At 39.6% G+C, this 16,069-nt stretch carries 16 protein-coding genes; 6 read left to right on the top strand and 10 right to left on the bottom strand.

Annotated elements, in window-relative coordinates:
* The 5 genes from HC176_RS19640 to rplT form a co-directional block, all read left to right on the top strand.
* Window positions 1–259 (top strand): hypothetical protein (locus tag HC176_RS19640; RefSeq protein ID WP_209309720.1); only part of this gene is annotated, 259 nt, incomplete at its 5' end.
* A gap of 247 nt (window positions 260–506) precedes the next feature.
* Complete coding sequence (gene thrS / locus HC176_RS13720; protein ID WP_167919236.1) at window positions 507–2,441, top strand: threonine--tRNA ligase; 1,935 nt, start codon at window positions 507–509, stop codon at window positions 2,439–2,441.
* Window positions 2,442–2,483: 42 nt separating this feature from the next.
* Window positions 2,484–3,026 carry a translation initiation factor IF-3 gene (infC, locus tag HC176_RS13725; RefSeq protein WP_342448700.1) on the top strand — a complete coding sequence of 181 codons (543 nt, stop codon included), beginning with the start codon at window positions 2,484–2,486 and terminating at the stop codon, window positions 3,024–3,026.
* Window positions 3,027–3,133: 107 nt separating this feature from the next.
* Window positions 3,134–3,331 carry a 50S ribosomal protein L35 gene (gene rpmI / locus HC176_RS13730; RefSeq protein ID WP_019388182.1) on the top strand — a complete coding sequence of 66 codons (198 nt, stop codon included), beginning with the start codon at window positions 3,134–3,136 and terminating at the stop codon, window positions 3,329–3,331.
* Window positions 3,332–3,473: 142 nt separating this feature from the next.
* Window positions 3,474–3,818 (top strand): 50S ribosomal protein L20, encoded by a 345-nt coding sequence (gene rplT / locus HC176_RS13735; RefSeq protein ID WP_102754534.1) that lies wholly within the window; start codon window positions 3,474–3,476, stop codon window positions 3,816–3,818.
* A gap of 68 nt (window positions 3,819–3,886) precedes the next feature.
* Here the strand turns inward: rplT and HC176_RS13740 are convergent, their stop codons facing one another.
* The 7 genes from HC176_RS13740 to tgt form a co-directional block, all read right to left on the bottom strand.
* Entirely contained in the window at window positions 3,887–4,309 is a 423-nt protein-coding gene (locus HC176_RS13740; protein ID WP_167919238.1) for a secondary thiamine-phosphate synthase enzyme YjbQ, read from the bottom strand.
* 27 nt (window positions 4,310–4,336) lie between these two features.
* A complete protein-coding gene (locus tag HC176_RS13745; protein WP_167919316.1) occupies window positions 4,337–5,521 on the bottom strand; it encodes an asparagine synthetase B in 1,185 nt (394 codons plus the stop codon).
* A 195-nt stretch (window positions 5,522–5,716) separates the two neighbouring features.
* Window positions 5,717–7,258 (bottom strand): replicative DNA helicase, encoded by a 1,542-nt coding sequence (gene dnaB / locus HC176_RS13750; protein ID WP_167919240.1) that lies wholly within the window; start codon window positions 7,256–7,258, stop codon window positions 5,717–5,719.
* Between the two features lie 169 nt (window positions 7,259–7,427).
* Window positions 7,428–8,381, bottom strand: coding sequence for an acetyl-CoA carboxylase carboxyltransferase subunit alpha (locus tag HC176_RS13755; RefSeq protein ID WP_167919242.1), 954 nt, complete (start codon window positions 8,379–8,381; stop codon window positions 7,428–7,430).
* Window positions 8,382–8,542: 161 nt separating this feature from the next.
* Entirely contained in the window at window positions 8,543–9,460 is a 918-nt protein-coding gene (locus HC176_RS13760) for a DMT family transporter (RefSeq protein ID WP_167919244.1), read from the bottom strand.
* A complete protein-coding gene (locus HC176_RS13765; protein ID WP_167919246.1) occupies window positions 9,447–10,523 on the bottom strand; it encodes an LptF/LptG family permease in 1,077 nt (358 codons plus the stop codon). Before HC176_RS13765 ends, HC176_RS13760 begins: the two co-directional genes overlap by 14 nt.
* 98 nt (window positions 10,524–10,621) lie before the next feature.
* Window positions 10,622–11,752 (bottom strand): tRNA guanosine(34) transglycosylase Tgt, encoded by a 1,131-nt coding sequence (gene tgt, locus HC176_RS13770; RefSeq protein ID WP_167919248.1) that lies wholly within the window; start codon window positions 11,750–11,752, stop codon window positions 10,622–10,624.
* A gap of 125 nt (window positions 11,753–11,877) precedes the next feature.
* On the opposite strand from tgt, the gene HC176_RS13775 reads away from it, so the two are divergent.
* Window positions 11,878–12,513 (top strand): outer membrane beta-barrel protein, encoded by a 636-nt coding sequence (locus tag HC176_RS13775; protein WP_167919250.1) that lies wholly within the window; start codon window positions 11,878–11,880, stop codon window positions 12,511–12,513.
* Between the two features lie 79 nt (window positions 12,514–12,592).
* On the opposite strand, the gene HC176_RS13780 is transcribed toward HC176_RS13775, so the two are convergent.
* The 3 genes from HC176_RS13780 to HC176_RS13790 form a co-directional block, all read right to left on the bottom strand.
* Window positions 12,593–13,696: an imelysin family protein gene (locus HC176_RS13780; protein WP_167919252.1), complete on the bottom strand. Its 1,104-nt coding sequence runs from the start codon at window positions 13,694–13,696 to the stop codon at window positions 12,593–12,595.
* A gap of 102 nt (window positions 13,697–13,798) precedes the next feature.
* On the bottom strand, window positions 13,799–15,004 hold the full coding sequence (locus HC176_RS13785; RefSeq protein ID WP_167919254.1) for a DUF4856 domain-containing protein: 1,206 nt from the start codon (window positions 15,002–15,004) through the stop codon (window positions 13,799–13,801).
* 158 nt (window positions 15,005–15,162) lie between these two features.
* Window positions 15,163–16,026: a hydroxymethylglutaryl-CoA lyase gene (locus tag HC176_RS13790; RefSeq protein WP_167919256.1), complete on the bottom strand. Its 864-nt coding sequence runs from the start codon at window positions 16,024–16,026 to the stop codon at window positions 15,163–15,165.
* Window positions 16,027–16,069 lie beyond the last annotated feature (43 nt).

The following is a 16,069-nucleotide window of genomic DNA, read 5'->3' on the forward strand; positions in this document are numbered from 1 at the left end:
TTATTTCTATGAACTCCGCTTGTTGGCATGTGCCGTTTTTAGCGGCTGCAAATATACCACCCTTTTTCTTTTCCAAACAAACTTTTTGGCGCTTTTTTTTCAGGTTTTTTTTGGCTTCGGGCGCAACGCGCTGAACGTGCAAGAGTTACGGCGGAAGTTTTTTTTCGCGGGCATCCCTTGGGGAATGCTCAAGACCAAAAAAAAGGCCTTTATATATGTACCGGACGGGAAATACACGAACGCTACCCCATATATGTAGCAAGACATATATAGCAAGGTGGCCGGAACCCGGAACGGCAAAAGCCTAAGCAAGCGCACCCGCGGCAGGGGTAGCAGCGGACAGTCCGCAGCGAGGAACAAACGAGGTCTTCAAGCCCTTCGACTTCGCTCAGGATAAACTACAGCCCGGCCCGCAGGGAAACGCCCAAAAAGAAAATTATACACATATATATATTGTATGTGTTTGTTTATACTATTATCTTTGCAGCCGAATTTCAATTTAATTTATGATACATATTACTTTACCCGATGGGAGCGTAAAAACGTTTGACGAAGGCGTTACAGCAATGGATGTTGCAAAAAGCATTAGCGAAGGCTTGGCAAGGAATGTTATTTCGGCCAGTTTTAATGGTACAACCGTAGAAACTGTAACCCCGCTGACCACCGATGGTAATTTAGTGTTATATACATGGAAGGACGATGAAGGCAAAACGACCTTTTGGCACAGTAGTGCGCACGTTTTGGCCCAGGCTATTGAAGAACTGTATCCTGGCGCTAAACTTACTATTGGCCCGGCGATTGAAAACGGATTTTATTACGATGTGGATTTTGGCGAGCACAGCATTTCTGAAAAAGATTTTAAATCTATTGAAAACAAAATGCTGGAAATAGCCCGAGGCAAGCACGACTTTAAGATGCGTTCGGCCAGTAAAGCAGATGCTCTTGAGCTATATAAGGACAATCCGTTTAAAACCGAATTGATTGAAAACTTGGAAGACGGCACGATTACTTTCTGTGACCATTCTACGTTTACCGACTTATGCCGCGGCGGGCATATCCCGAACACTGGCATCATTAAGGCGGTTAAAATTTTGAGTGTTGCAGGTGCTTACTGGCGCGGCGATGAAAACAAACCACAATTAACTCGTGTTTATGGCATTTCGTTCCCTAAACAAAAGGAACTTACCGAGTATTTAAACATGCTCGAGGAAGCGAAAAAACGCGACCACAGAAAACTAGGTAAAGAGTTGGAGCTTTTTACTTTCTCGCAAAAAGTTGGTCAAGGTCTTCCGTTGTGGCTCCCCAAAGGAGCTGCTTTGCGCGAGCGTTTGGAAAATTTCCTTAAAGCCGCCCAAAAGAAAGCGGGCTACGATATGGTGGTAACACCCCATATTGGACAAAAAGAACTTTATGTAACCTCTGGACATTATGCCAAATATGGAGAAGATAGCTTTCAGCCTATCCACACCCCAAAGGAAGATGAAGAGTTTTTACTAAAACCAATGAACTGTCCGCACCACTGCGAAGTTTACAAACACTACCAATGGAGTTATAAAGATTTACCTGTTCGATATGCCGAATTCGGTACCGTTTATAGATATGAGCAAAGTGGTGAATTGCATGGTTTAACCCGTGTTCGTGGTTTCACTCAAGATGATGCCCATATTTTCTGTACGGCCAATCAATTAGATGCTGAGTTTAAAAATGTAATAGACTTGGTACTTTATGTTTTCGGTTCGTTAGGGTTTGAAAACTTTACGGCGCAGGTATCCGTAAGGGATCCTGAAAACCCCGACAAATACATTGGTGATGTTTCCAATTGGGAAAAAGCCGAACAGGCCATTATCAATGCAGCTTCCGATAAAGGATTGGATTATGTCATCGAAGAAGGCGAAGCCGCATTTTATGGGCCCAAGTTAGATTTTATGGTAAAGGATGCTCTAGGCAGACGATGGCAACTGGGGACCATTCAGGTAGATTACAATTTACCTGAGCGCTTCGACTTAACCTATAAAGGAAGCGATAACGAATCGCATCGCCCTATTATGATTCACCGTGCGCCATTTGGAAGTATGGAACGTTTTGTAGCCCTGTTACTTGAGCACACAGGCGGAAATTTCCCGCTTTGGCTGATGCCAACCCAAGCTATTATCCTATCTATTAGTGAGAAATACGAAAAATACTCGCAAAAAGTTTTAAATTTGCTAGAAAATAACGAAATTCGCGCCCTTGTAGACCATAGAAATGAGACTATTGGGAAGAAAATTCGGGAAGCCGAAATACAAAAACACCCGTACATGGTTATCATTGGCGAGCAAGAAGAGCAAGAAGGCAAAATAACTGTGCGTCAGCACGGTGGAGCAGATTTAGGCATGATTACTGTAGAAGCGTTTACGGAAATCATCAATAAAGAAATCAAAAAAACGTTGAAATCGTTTTAATAAATAAATTTAAGTTTAATTTAAAACCATAACGCCATAGCAATTAGAAGAAGACAACAGCCCAGAAGGGTTAAACAAGAGGACAAACACAAGATTAACTCTAAGATTACAGCACAAAAACTACGTTTAGTTGGAGATAACGTAGAGGTGGGCATTTACACCAAAGGTGATGCCATGAGAATAGCCAACGAGTTGGAATTGGATTTAGTTGAGATATCGCCTAATGCCGACCCTCCTGTTTGCAAAGTTATGGATTACAAAAAGTTTCTTTACGAACAGAAGAAACGTGAAAAAGCTTTAAAGGCGAAAGCCAGTAAAGTAACGATCAAAGAAATTCGTTTTGGGCCTCAAACCGATGACCACGATTACGAATTTAAAAAGAAGCACGCCGAAAAGTTCTTAAAAGAAGGAGCCAAATTAAAAGCCTTTGTATTCTTTAAAGGACGTTCGATTGTGTTTAAGGAACAAGGTCAAATTTTGCTTTTAAGACTAGCACAAGACCTTGAAGAATTTGGCAAGGTAGAACAAATGCCAAAATTGGAAGGTAAGCGAATGACGATGTTCATCGCCCCGCATAAAAAATAAATCGATATTTCTATTTTAAACGGAAAATAGAAATCAGTATAATACGATGCTGAAATAGCTTCAGCACAAAAGTAATTAAGCGAAATAATTAAAACTAGGAGAAGAAAATGCCTAAAATGAAGACAAAATCCAGCGCCAAAAAACGCTTTAAGCTAACTGGTACTGGTAAGATTAAAAGAAAGCACGCTTTTAAGAGCCACATCTTAACAAAGAAATCAAAAAAGCGTAAGCTTGCGTTAACCCATGATACTTTAGTACATAAGGCTGACGAAGACAATATTAAAACCATGTTGCGCTTAAAGTAACATAGGTTTTAATCGGTTAAAACAATTTATAAACCCTGGAGTTAGGCTCATTGATTAACGATTGTAGATTTTAGATTTACGATTTTTGAAAAATAAAAAAGTGTCGATTACCGGCCGCCTACTACAAAAAACATTTAAAATTATGCCAAGATCAGTAAATTCTGTAGCCAAAAGAGCCAGAAGAAAAAAGGTAATAAAACAAGCAAAAGGTTACTTCGGACGTCGTAAAAACGTTTGGACAGTAGCTAAAAATGCGGTTGACAAAGCGATGCAATACTCGTACAGAGACCGTAGAAACAAAAAGAGAACATTCCGTGCTTTATGGATTACGCGTATTAACGCCGGAGCCAGAGAACATGGTTTATCTTATTCTCAATTTATGGGGAAATTAAAAGCTAACGATATCGAACTAAACCGTAAGGTTTTGGCCGATTTAGCCATGAACAACCCAGAGGCTTTTAAAGCTGTAATAGAGAAAGTAAAATAAGGCTTTTTGCCTATTGTAAAACATAATTTCGCTTAATAAAAAATCCGACTCTTTCGAGTCGGATTTTTTTATGCTCCAAAGGCAGTAATCACTATTTTTCTTTTTCCGCCATAATCGCGGTGTTCACACAAATAAATGCCCTGCCATGTGCCCACATTTAATTTTCCGTTGGTTATAGGTATTTGCACAGCGCTGCCTAACAACGAACTTTTAATATGTGCCGGCATATCGTCTGGCCCTTCATAAGTATGATTGTAATAGGGCGCATTTTCGGGCACCATTTTGTTAAAATGGCTTTCAAAATCGAGCCTCACCGTATAATCGGCATTTTCATTAATGGTTAAACTTGCCGATGTATGTTTAATAAAAACCTGTAGTTGCCCCATTTTTATTTCTTTAATTTCTGGAATCGCTTGTAAAATTTCATCGGTAATTAAATGGAATCCTCTAGAAAACGGTTGGAGCTGTATTTCTTTTTGGTAAAATTTCATCAAGTCGTTTTTTGAATTGAAAACGATTCACGTTTTCTGCTTTTTCTTTTTTGCCGCTGGAAACAGCACATTATTTAAAATTAAGCGATAGCCCGGCGAAGTGGGGTGTAAATCGAGTTCGGTTTTGGCATCGCCCACTCTATGTTGGTAATCTTCAGGATCGTGGCCGCCATAGAACGTAAAAAAACCTTTTCCTTTTATGCCGTGGATGTATTTGGCTTCACCATTACTTTTAGTTTCGCCCATTACCAATACGTTCGATTTTATTTCATCGCGCGTAAAAGCCGTAGTTTGCCCCATAAACCCTTTTACCAAAGCCGTGTGGTTTTGGCATAACATGGTAGGCACAGGGTCCCATTTTGCCGAAAATTCCATTAAGGAAAAATAATCGGCGGTTTTGGGAATCATGCGTTTTCTAGTCATATCGATAGATGAAAACTCATAAACATTCGGGCTCCTTTCCAACAGAAAATCTGTAAACGCAAAGGTTTTATTATAGTCAATTTTATTTTGATAACCCGGGTCGCTGGCGTCTCCATCGAACATCGGTTCGCAAATATCGACTCCTTCGGCCGAAAGGGCAATATCAAAACTATCGGTAGCACTGCACATGGCAAACATAAATCCGCCACCTACAACGTAATCACGAATCTTTAAAGCTACAGCCAGTTTAGATTGCGACACTTTACTGAAGCCCATTTGTTTCGCTAAAGATTCTGCTTCTTTTTTGTCTTGAATGTACCATGAAGCCGCTCTGTACTGCGCATAAAACTTACCGTACTGCCCGGTAAAATCCTCGTGGTGCAAGTGCAGCCAATCGAAAGCTAAAAGTCCGTCGTTAAGCACCTCTTCATCATAAACTGTTTCATAGGGAATTTCGGCATATTGCAATACCATGGTTACGGCGTCGTCCCACGGCAATTTACCACTCGGGGTATAAACGGCTATTTTGGGTGCTTTTTCCAAAACAACCGCTTCCTTATTTTGGCTGGGACTACTAATTTCTTGAAGAATCGTTTCTGCTTTATCGTTCGAAATCACTTCAAACGACACGCCCCTTATTTGGCATTCGCGTTGGATATCTTCCGTGTCGGGCAACAAAAACGAACCGCCTTTATAATTTAGAAGCCATTTTACCTTTAATTGCTTATTGAGTGTCCAATAGGTAATACCGTAGGCCTTTAGGTGATTTTTTTGTCCGTCGGCATCCATGGGAATCAGGATGTACGAGGCATAAGTTTTAAAGCCTAAACAAATCAATAATAATGTAAAGAATATTTTTTTCAATTGGGGCAATGCTTTTTGGGATTTTTAAGTCAATCTTTCTTTCGAAATGACAATATCCTAAAGTTCACCGAAATATAGTCAAAATAGTTTTGTTGAACTAAACAACAACCTATTTAACGCTTAAAACGGCACATCGTTATCATCATCGTCGTTAAAGGAACTACCAAACGCTTGATCTGGGCTTGCGGTGAAATTACCCGAATTGAAATTATCCTCACCACCACCTTCATTCATTTTGGAATGGAATTCGAAAGGCGAATCAAAATCATCCAAATTATCAAACTTACCTAAATGCCCAATAAACTTTAATCGAATATTTTCCAAGCCACCGTTACGGTGCTTTGCTACGATAAATTCTCCTTGGCCTTCAGTTGGCGAACGCTCTTCGTCATCCCACTCATCAATTTTATAATATTCAGGTCGATAAATAAAACTCACAATATCGGCATCTTGCTCAATCGCTCCCGATTCACGTAAATCGGACAGCAACGGACGCTTGCTTCCTCCACGTGTTTCAACGGCACGCGACAACTGGGATAGAGCAATAACCGGCACATTCAATTCTTTCGCCAAAGCCTTCAAGTTTCGCGAAATCATCGAGATTTCCTGTTCACGGTTTCCTGCGTGTGCACTGCCGCCCGTCATTAATTGCAAATAATCAATCATAATCAATTTAATACCATGCTGCGAGGACAAACGACGGGCTTTGGCCCTTAAATCGAATATGGAAAGTGACGGGGTATCATCAATAAACAAAGGCGCTTTTTCAAGATCCTTAACTTTTACGTTAAGTTGTTCCCACTCGTGTTTTTCTAATTTTCCGGTTCTTAACTTTTCTGAAGACAGCCCAGTTTCACTCGATATTAAACGGGTAATCAGCTGTACCGATGCCATCTCCAAAGAGAAGAACGCCACCGGAATATTTTGATCGACCGCAATGTTTCTCGCCATAGATAGTGTTAATGCTGTTTTACCCATACCCGGACGTGCAGCGACAATAATTAAATCGGAAGGCTGCCAACCCGAGGTTAGTTTATCGAGTTTGGTAAATCCTGTTGGAATACCACTCAAACCTTCTTTATTAGAAATTTCCTCGATTTTCTTTTTGGCTTGGATTACCAATTCTTGTGCCGTTTCACTCGATTTTTTGATGTTCCCTTGCGTTACTTCGTAAAGTCTCGATTCGGCCTTATCGAGCAAATCGAAAACATCTTTAGTTTCATCGTAAGAATCCTCGATAATTTCATTTGAAATTTTTATCAAACTGCGCTGAATGAACTTCTGCAAAATAATACGGGCATGAAACTCGATATGCGCCGAAGACGATACTTTTTGCGTTAACGAAATCAGGTAAAAATCCCCGCCAACCAACTCCAATTTCCCATTTTTCTTCAATTGGGTCGAAACGGTTAATAAGTCGATAGGTTCGCTATTTTCAAACAGTTGAAAAACAGCATCAAAGATGTGCTGATGGGCTTCTTTATAAAAGGCTTCGGGGCTTAAAATATCAATTACTTCATCGACACCTTTCTTATCAATCATCATAGCCCCCAACACAACCTCTTCTAAATCAATAGCTTGAGGCGGTATTTTTCCTTTTTCAAGGTTAATGATAGTACTTTTATCTACTTTATAACCTTGTATTTGGTTTGGTTGTTTCATGACTACTAAAGTAATTAAAAAGAACCTGTTATCAGGATTTCTTAATGCAGTGATTGTTCACTGAAAGTTAACAAATTAACTGTTAATAACTTAATAATTTTGTGAATAAGCATAAAAAAACCCGAAGCTAACAGCTTCAGATTTTTTATACGTTTTGATTAATATGGGCTTAGCCTTTAAAGACCCCCATATCGGCATATTTATCCATGCGTTGCGATACCAAGTCTTTTGGTGATAAGTTTTTCAATGCCTCGTAATTTTTCACGATAGCGCTACTTACCGACTTAAAGGTTTTTTCGCGGTCGCGGTGGGCTCCACCCAGTGGTTCTTTTATAATTTCGTCGACCAATTTCAGTTTTTTCATGTCGGCAGCAGTCAATTTCAAAGCTTCAGCAGCTTGTTCCTTGTATTCCCAACTGCGCCAAAGAATGGATGAACACGATTCTGGCGAGATTACCGAATACCATGTGTTTTCCAACATCAACACCTTATCGCCGACACCTATGCCTAAAGCGCCTCCCGAAGCACCTTCACCAATAACAATGGTAATTACGGGCACTTTCAATCGGGTCATTTCTAAAATGTTTCTGGCAATGGCTTCACCTTGTCCGCGCTCTTCAGCTTCCAGGCCTGGATAGGCACCGGGAGTATCCAATAGCGTTACTACAGGAATGCCGAATTTTTCGGCCGACTTCATTAAACGAAGGGCTTTTCTATAGCCTTCCGGGTTAGCCATTCCAAAATTTCTGTACTGTCGGGTTTTGGTGTTATAACCTTTTTGCTGGCCAATGAACATAAAGCTTTGGTCGCCAATTTTTCCTAAACCGCCAATCATAGCTTTATCATCTTTAAAGCTACGGTCTCCATGCAGTTCCAACCAAGAACTTCCACAAATGGCACGGATGTAATCCAATGTATATGGGCGATCAGGGTGGCGAGACAGCTGAACGCGTTGCCAAGCCGTTAGGTTTTTATAAATATCTTTTTGCGTTTCGGCTAACTTCTTTTCAATCTTTTTACAAGTTTCGGTAACATCAACATCACTCTCTTCTCCAATAACCTTGCACTTTTTCAACTGGTCTTCGAGGTCTTTAATAGGTAGTTCAAATTCTAAATATTCCATAAGAATTTTTGTTTTGGCTATTACAATTAGTTAGTGTACAAATATAAAAACTTTAATTCTGTTTAACCCCATATTCCGTTTAAGAATACTTTCTTTTTAATCGTAGGACGATAGCCAAGGATTTAAATCTCCAAAGGCTTGCCTTGAAATACTTAAAACAGTCACCTTTGAATATCTCGTGGGCTTGCACCGAGGCAGTTAATTTTTCGGTTGGATTTCAAAAGGGCATTAAGCAATACCACCGCTATGATTATTGAAGCACCGTAATAAAATGTTGTACTCATTTTTTCTTTCTCCGGAAACAGTAAAACCGCTATAACAATTCCGTAAAGCGGCTCCAAATTATAAGTAAGCACCACCGTGTAAGGGCTAATCACTTTCATAACATGTACCGAAGCAATAAACGCATAGGCTGTACAGACGGAAGCTAAAATGAATAGACACCAAAAATCGGAAGTGGTTATACTGAAAAAGGGTTTTGAAAATCCGCCCCCAAAACACAGTAAATACAACGAAATAAAGGCTACGCCACTTAAGAATTCATAGAATGAAATGACAGTGGCCGAATGCTTTTTTAAAAAACTACCGTTGAGCACAGCAAACAGGGAGGATAAAAATGCTGAAACTATACCCAAAACGATTCCCATAAGGTATTCCCTTTCACTTTGCGTGATGATGAATACCCCAACAATTACCAGAACACCAAAAAGGATTTCGTACCAAATAATGTTTCGTCTGAATATAACCGGCTCAATGATTGAAGCAAAAAAAGCTCCCGTTGAAAACATGGCCAAGGTTATGGACACGTTGGAGACTTCAATAGCACCAAAAAAAGTTATCCAATGCAGGGCGATAATAATTCCGGCAATGGAAAGTTTTAACACCGACTTTAAACTTATCCCTGATCGAACTTTTGATAACTTAATGTAAACAAACATTAATAGCGTAGCAAAAACCATTCGATACCAGACCAAATTTACTGCTGTTATGGAGATGAGTTCTCCTAGAATAGCCGTAAATCCAGCTATAAAAACCAAAAGATGAAGGTGCAGGTAATTTTTAAACTTATCGCTTAGCATTGTACAACAGATAAACTGCTAAAATACCAAAAACCACATTAGGAAACCACACGGCTACCAAAGGGGGGAAATCGGACTGCTCGGCCATAACCCCAAAAATCTTATCGAAAAACACAAAAACCATGGCAATACAAATACCCACCGCCAAGTTTACCCCCATACCACCACGACGTTTTATTGAAGATACCGCCACGGCAATTATAGTCAAAATAAACACCGAAACCGGTAAACTCCATTTTCGGTAAAGCACCAATTTAAAACGCCCCACGTTTGATGACCCTCGGGCTTCTTCCTTGGCGATAAACTGTTTCAGTTCTCCGTACATTTTGGTTTCGGCGGCATAAATTACCGGGATTAAGTCGTCCACATCAAATTCAAAAAGGGTGTCTTTCCGCCTAATAATTTCAAGTTCATCTTCGTTTTGACCAACCTCCCTTTTTACGTAATTAGTTAACCTATAAAGGGTATCTTCTTCAACATATTTGATGCTACTGGCCGAAATTTTGTATTTCATTTGGTTGCCCTCAAAATGCTCTAAAGTGAAGTTGCTCCCCGTTTTATTTTTGATATCAAATCGACTCACATAGATTATTTCGTTTTCATTGATCTGCCGGAACACATCGGTATTATCAACAGCACTTCTGCCCTTTTTCAAATACTTATAACTGAAATCGTTGAAGCCCTCACTGGCTTTTGGCGCCAAAAACATTCCCAAAACAATGGAGAACAGTGCCACAACCGTTGCTCCCATCAGGTAAGGCCTTAGAAAACGGGTAAAGGACACCCCCGAACTTAAAAAAGCAATGACCTCTGTATTATTGGCCAATTTCGAGGTGAACCAAATCACCGAAATGAACAAAAACAACGGAAATAACAGAAAGGTAAAATAGATCGTAAAATCTAGAAAGTAAAGCAACACCTCACTTAAGGGCACTTCGTTTTCCAAAATTTTACCGATTTTTTCCGCCAAATGCACTGTTATCATTATGGGTATAAATAATAACAGCAACATGGTAAATGTTACCAAATAACGCTTTAATATGTACCAGTCGAGTATTTTCATCCTCTCCTAACCTCTCCAAAAGGGAGGAACAATTGGGGTTTAAAAATTAATTCTTTATGTTTAAAATTTCATTCTAGATGTTCAAAAACCATTTGTGCTTACAAACGCTTGTCCATTTGCTTCACCATTTGGTCTTTCCAGGTTTCAAAATCTCCCGCTAATATATGCTTTCTGGCCTCACGAACCAACCACAGATAAAACCCTAAATTATGGATGGTAGCGATTTGCGCCCCAAGCCTTTCATTAACGGTGAACAAATGACGCAAATAGGCTTTTGAATAATCGGTATCTACCCAAGTGATGCCCATGTCGTCAATTGGCGAAAAATCATCCGCCCATTTTAAATTTTTAATATTTATAGTTCCTTGTGCGGTAAACAACATGCCGTTTCGGGCATTTCGTGTTGGCATCACACAATCGAACATGTCTACTCCTAACGCAATATTTTCCAAAATATTGATTGGCGTTCCCACACCCATTAAATATCTGGGCTTATCTTCTGGGAGAATGGAGCAAACCACATCGGTCATTTCATACATTTCTTCGGCCGGTTCGCCTACCGAAAGTCCGCCAATGGCATTTCCTACAGCCCCTGCATTTGCAATATATTCTGCCGATTGCATACGCAAATCTTTATATGTACTACCTTGAACGATAGGAAAAAAAGCTTGATTGTAGTCGTACTTTAAAGGTGTTTTTCCCAAATGGTTGATACACCTATCGAGCCAACGGTGCGTCATGTGCATGGAACGCTTGGCATAATTGTAATCGCATGGGTAGGGCGTGCACTCATCAAAAGCCATAATGATGTCGGCCCCAATGGCGCGTTGTATTTCCATTACGTTTTCGGGCGTAAACGTGTGGTAACTCCCATCGATGTGCGATTTAAACTTTACCCCTTCTTCCTTTATTTTTCGGTTGCCCGAAAGCGAATACACTTGGTAACCGCCCGAATCGGTTAAAATATTACGGTCCCAATTCATAAATTTATGCAATCCGCCCGCTTTTTCAAGAATTTTTGTTTGCGGTCGCAAATACAAATGATAGGTGTTTCCTAAAATAATATCGGGGTTGATATCATTTTTCAACTCGCGTTGATGTACCCCTTTTACCGAGGCTACTGTGCCCACCGGCATAAAAATTGGGGTTTCAATCACGCCGTGATCGGTGGTTATTTTACCTGCCCTGGCTTTACTTTGGGCATCTTTACCATTTAATTCGAATTTCATACCATTTGCTACTTCAGTGCGCAAAGATAACAACTGAAAAATGATAACTATTGTATTGAAAAGAAAATAATATCCATTTGGCAACGTTTTTGCTTGTATAATCCAAATCTAAAAAAACGAACAACATGAAACATTTTAGAAAATTTAAAAGTCCGCTAAAGCTTAGTACCAAAAATGGGAAAAGTGTATTTTTTGCATTGGCACTTGCCTTTATTACCCCTACGGCTTTAAGCGCCCAGACCGCTGAAGGTTTTGGTTTTAAGGGTGGTTTAAACTACAATGCCAATGGTGATTATTTTGAGTCGATTAGTCAAAATTCAAAAAGCCCCGACCGAAATGTGGGTTACCACGTTGGTATTTTTGGGAAAATTGGTGATAAACTGTACTTAAGACCTGAGTTGGTTTACACCAGCACCAAAAGTGATTATGACAATGATTCTTTCGAAATGCAAAAACTGGACGCTCCTGTTTTGGTTGGCGCCAATATTTTAGGGCCTTTGAGCGTTTTTGCTGGCCCATCGTTTCAATATATTTTAGATTCAGAATTTGAAGGCGTTACTATTGGCGATGTTAAAAATGATTTTACCGTGGGTTTGAATTTTGGGGTAGGCCTCAACTTTAATAAATTAGGTATTGATTTAAGATACGAACGCGGTTTTAGCGACAACGAAGCAACTTTTATTAACAGCAACGTTAATACCAACGACAGACTCGATACCCGTCCAGACCAATTGATTTTGAGTTTATCGTTGATGCTTTAAAAAAGCAATCCACAATCGAATAGTAAATAAAAAAGGTTGTCCAATTGGACAACCTTTTTTATTGATTCTAATATGCGTTTTAATCGCCATCTGCATCAACATAATCAACACTAATATTTAAGGTCTGAAGCATATCCACTTTTAACGAAACTACAACGAGTTGCAGCGCATCATACGCTTCAGTCATTTTGGTGTTATCGCTATTCACTTGAGCATTGAAATCTTCATTTAAAGCTTTTACTTTTTGACGGGCATTATCAATTCTTGTATTTATTAATGACGACAAATCGCTTCGCTCTAAATAGTTTAAGTAACTTTTAAAGCTTTCTCCTGTTACGCTGCCAGAATATGATGTTCCGTTGAACACATTCTGCACCGCTTGTAAGGCCTCCAAAGCCAATTCTTTTGAAAAGCTTTTGCTATAAACGGCTTCAACTTTTTCAGGAAGCGGATCGGTTGAAAATACCCCTGCCGGAATACCAATCTTGTTGGCACGCAAACCTTTTTCGTAATAATACACAAAATCGTTTGAGAATTTATTCAAAGTACTGGTTGCAGTATTTCCCGCTTCACTCAAAAAAGTAGACTTATAACTGCCCGTCCAATCGGTTAAAACCGTTTCAGTTAGCGACTGCATTTGGTCAATCACATCCGAAAGGTAGTTTTGGTAATTGGCTTCGGCATATTTGGCTAAAATCTCTGTATCATCTGCCGCTACACCGTACAATAAATAATCAACCGCTGGAAAACCAACTGCATCGTTGTTATTAGGATGGCCTAAGTCATAGGAACCAGACGAAATATTGGCCTCGACATCGGTAGTTGAAACGGGGTAAATGTTCATTTGGAAACCGTATAAGATTTCTTCGGCTTTCCCAATATTGAACATTTCCACATATTGCCAAACCTTGTAGGCTTCCAACCACGACGCCCTCAAAACATCTAAATTTGTTTGGTTGGGAGTGGCAATAAAATTGTCTTTATCTGATTTTAATGTAGTAAGTTTTGCACTTAAATCCTGAAAAGCCGGCACAATGATGTTATCGGCCAAATGGCTGAGCAATGCACCCCTATCAAAATTATCGGTTTTTCCGCCCGAACCATCATCAGATGACGATGAGCTACAAGCTACAATAAACACTATGGCGATAATGGCTGTAAAAATCTTTTTTAATGTACACATATCCTTTTCAAAATAAATTTTTGCAAAACTAGTAAAAAGTAGCCGTTGTACATTTGGGCACAACAACTACTTTTTCAACTCTTATAAAAACCAAACTAATTGTTAGTTGGCCGGCGCCGCTTGGGCTACTGTGAAATTAAATTTTGCCGCTATTGTTGCGGACATATCGTCAAGTGTTTCGTCTGTAATATCCCAGAAGCCGTCATTTTCCATTAAAGTATCCAACATGGCCTCTACTTCTGTTTTTGTAAAATATGGACCATCGGTATTTGGAACTCTTGTAAACTGTAAACTATAAATAAAGCCATACGCTTCTGATAGTGAATGGAATGCACTAGATTTGTCGGTATCTAAACTGCCTTTTGCAGCCTGTAAATAGTAAACTGCTCTTACCGCTGGAATTAATGAAATATTTTCCTTGATAATTTCAGCTTGCTCATCACGAACCTCATAGTTTTTAGCAACGATAGCGGCTCTTCCCAATTTAAAAGCATTATAAATATTGTCTGCAATTCCAGAGAAATCCTCATCGCTATCAACACTTAAGGTATATTTGTTCAAGAACGGATCCGCACTCAAGGTAGGAGCACTAGCATCGGCTTCTGCACCATACAAATACCCAAAAGCTTCGTCCCATTTGTGCTCCATTGTGGTGTAATCCTTACCATCTTCCAATTCTTCATTATCATTGTTAGCGACATTACTTCCTGCATTCAAAACCGCTGGGCTAAGGTAATTGTTAAGTATTTGGTCTATCATTAAGGCTCCAATCAATCCTTTGGCAAAGGCTTGATTGTACTCCAACCCTTTAGCATTTACATAACGAATGGTTCCGCTAGTTTGCTGGATGAATCCGGCATTTCCTTCGGTTGCCTGATCATCCCACTTCACAAAAACCTCGGCTACTTGCGACTCAATGTACCCATCAAAATCTGCTTTTATGGCGTTGGCATCGGTTGTATTTGCTGAAAAATAATCAGTTGAAGCTGCTGTTTTGCTTCTTATGCTTTTATCTGAAGCATTTAAATCGGCATCACTAAAATCGTTTTCGCTTTCAACGTGGGCGAACATAGCCATTAATTCTTGCTCACTTTTACCGGCATCCTTTTTAAATCCAGCAACAAGTTCTTCTGCCATGGCAATTCTTGTAGTTTGTCCACCGTAGCTTACCGTACTGCTTCCGTTTCTAGTGAACTCATAAGTAGCAGGTGCCACAACATTATTTGGATTGCTTCCACCATCATCGTCGTTTGAACACGATTGAAATAATGCAGATATTACAAATAGACTTAGTGCTAATTTTTTCATGTTTGTTTGATTTGTTTTTATTTAGACTTTTTACAAATAGCTTGTTTTCGACCGCAAAAATAAAATCTATTTGCTCTTACACAAAATTTATTTAGATTAACTTTAAATAAATACTGAAAAAGTAGCCTGTCGTCGTCTTTTTGACACTAAAAAAAATCTTAATGATAGGTTTTGAAAATTTTAGAAGCCTCGTTATGGGCACTTTCAAAACTCATGGCATTTAAATGGTTTAAATGTTTTGAAGTAAAATAGGAAAGTAATTTTTCAGTGGGCATATTCCCTGTAAGTTCGTCCTTGGCCATAGGACAACCTCCAAACCCTTGAATAGCGCCATCAAAACGACGGCACCCCGATTGGTAAGCAGCTTCTATCTTTTCATACCAAGATTGAGGTGTAGTATGCAAGTGTGCCCCAAATTCAATATTAGGATACATGGGTATTAAATTTGAAAACAAATAGTCGATAGTTTCCGGTGTGGAGCTTCCAACGGTGTCGCTCAACGATAGAATGGTAACGCCCATAGCTGCCAGTTTTTCGGTCCATTCGGCAACAATTTCCACATTCCACGGGTCGCCATAAGGATTTCCAAAGCCCATAGAAATGTAAACCACTACCTCTTTATTCGATTTGTTGGCCTTTTCAAGAATTTCTGAAAGCGTTACCACCGATTGCGCAATGGTTTTATGGGTGTTACGCATTTGAAAGTTTTCGGAAATGGAAAACGGATAACCCAAATAATCAATTTCAGGGTGTAGGCAAGCATCATTAGCTCCACGAGTATTGGCTATAATGGCGAGCAATTTGCTGGTGGTTATAGATAAATCCAACTGTGATAATACTTCGGCGGTATCTACCATTTGCGGAATGGCCTTGGGCGATACGAAACTTCCAAAATCGATGGTATCGAATCCCACACGCAACAACGACTGGATGTACTGTACCTTTTTTTCCGTCGGAATAAAGTCTCTAATACCCTGCATGGCATCGCGCGGACATTCGATTATTTTTATGGGTTTCGACATATACTGCTGAAAATATCGTGATAAAAATACTATTAATTTGGCA

Source organism: Tamlana crocina (genome assembly GCF_012037625.1).

Bases quoted from the DNA above. Each gene is read 5' to 3' on its own strand.
- rpmI (WP_019388182.1), top strand. From the start codon at position 3,134: ATGCCTAAAATGAAGACAAAATCCAGCGCCAAAAAACGCTTTAAGCTA.
- HC176_RS13765 (WP_167919246.1), bottom strand. From the start codon at position 10,523: ATGAAAATACTCGACTGGTACATATTAAAGCGTTATTTGGTAACATTT.
- HC176_RS13790 (WP_167919256.1), bottom strand. From the start codon at position 16,026: ATGTCGAAACCCATAAAAATAATCGAATGTCCGCGCGATGCCATGCAG.
- HC176_RS13780 (WP_167919252.1), bottom strand. From the start codon at position 13,696: ATGTGTACATTAAAAAAGATTTTTACAGCCATTATCGCCATAGTGTTT.
- thrS (WP_167919236.1), top strand. From the start codon at position 507: ATGATACATATTACTTTACCCGATGGGAGCGTAAAAACGTTTGACGAA.
- dnaB (WP_167919240.1), bottom strand. From the start codon at position 7,258: ATGAAACAACCAAACCAAATACAAGGTTATAAAGTAGATAAAAGTACT.
- HC176_RS13760 (WP_167919244.1), bottom strand. From the start codon at position 9,460: ATGCTAAGCGATAAGTTTAAAAATTACCTGCACCTTCATCTTTTGGTT.
- HC176_RS13775 (WP_167919250.1), top strand. From the start codon at position 11,878: ATGAAACATTTTAGAAAATTTAAAAGTCCGCTAAAGCTTAGTACCAAA.
- HC176_RS13745 (WP_167919316.1), bottom strand. From the start codon at position 5,521: ATGGATGCCGACGGACAAAAAAATCACCTAAAGGCCTACGGTATTACC.
- rplT (WP_102754534.1), top strand. From the start codon at position 3,474: ATGCCAAGATCAGTAAATTCTGTAGCCAAAAGAGCCAGAAGAAAAAAG.
- tgt (WP_167919248.1), bottom strand. From the start codon at position 11,752: ATGAAATTCGAATTAAATGGTAAAGATGCCCAAAGTAAAGCCAGGGCA.
- HC176_RS13740 (WP_167919238.1), bottom strand. From the start codon at position 4,309: ATGAAATTTTACCAAAAAGAAATACAGCTCCAACCGTTTTCTAGAGGA.
- HC176_RS13755 (WP_167919242.1), bottom strand. From the start codon at position 8,381: ATGGAATATTTAGAATTTGAACTACCTATTAAAGACCTCGAAGACCAG.
- HC176_RS13785 (WP_167919254.1), bottom strand. From the start codon at position 15,004: ATGAAAAAATTAGCACTAAGTCTATTTGTAATATCTGCATTATTTCAA.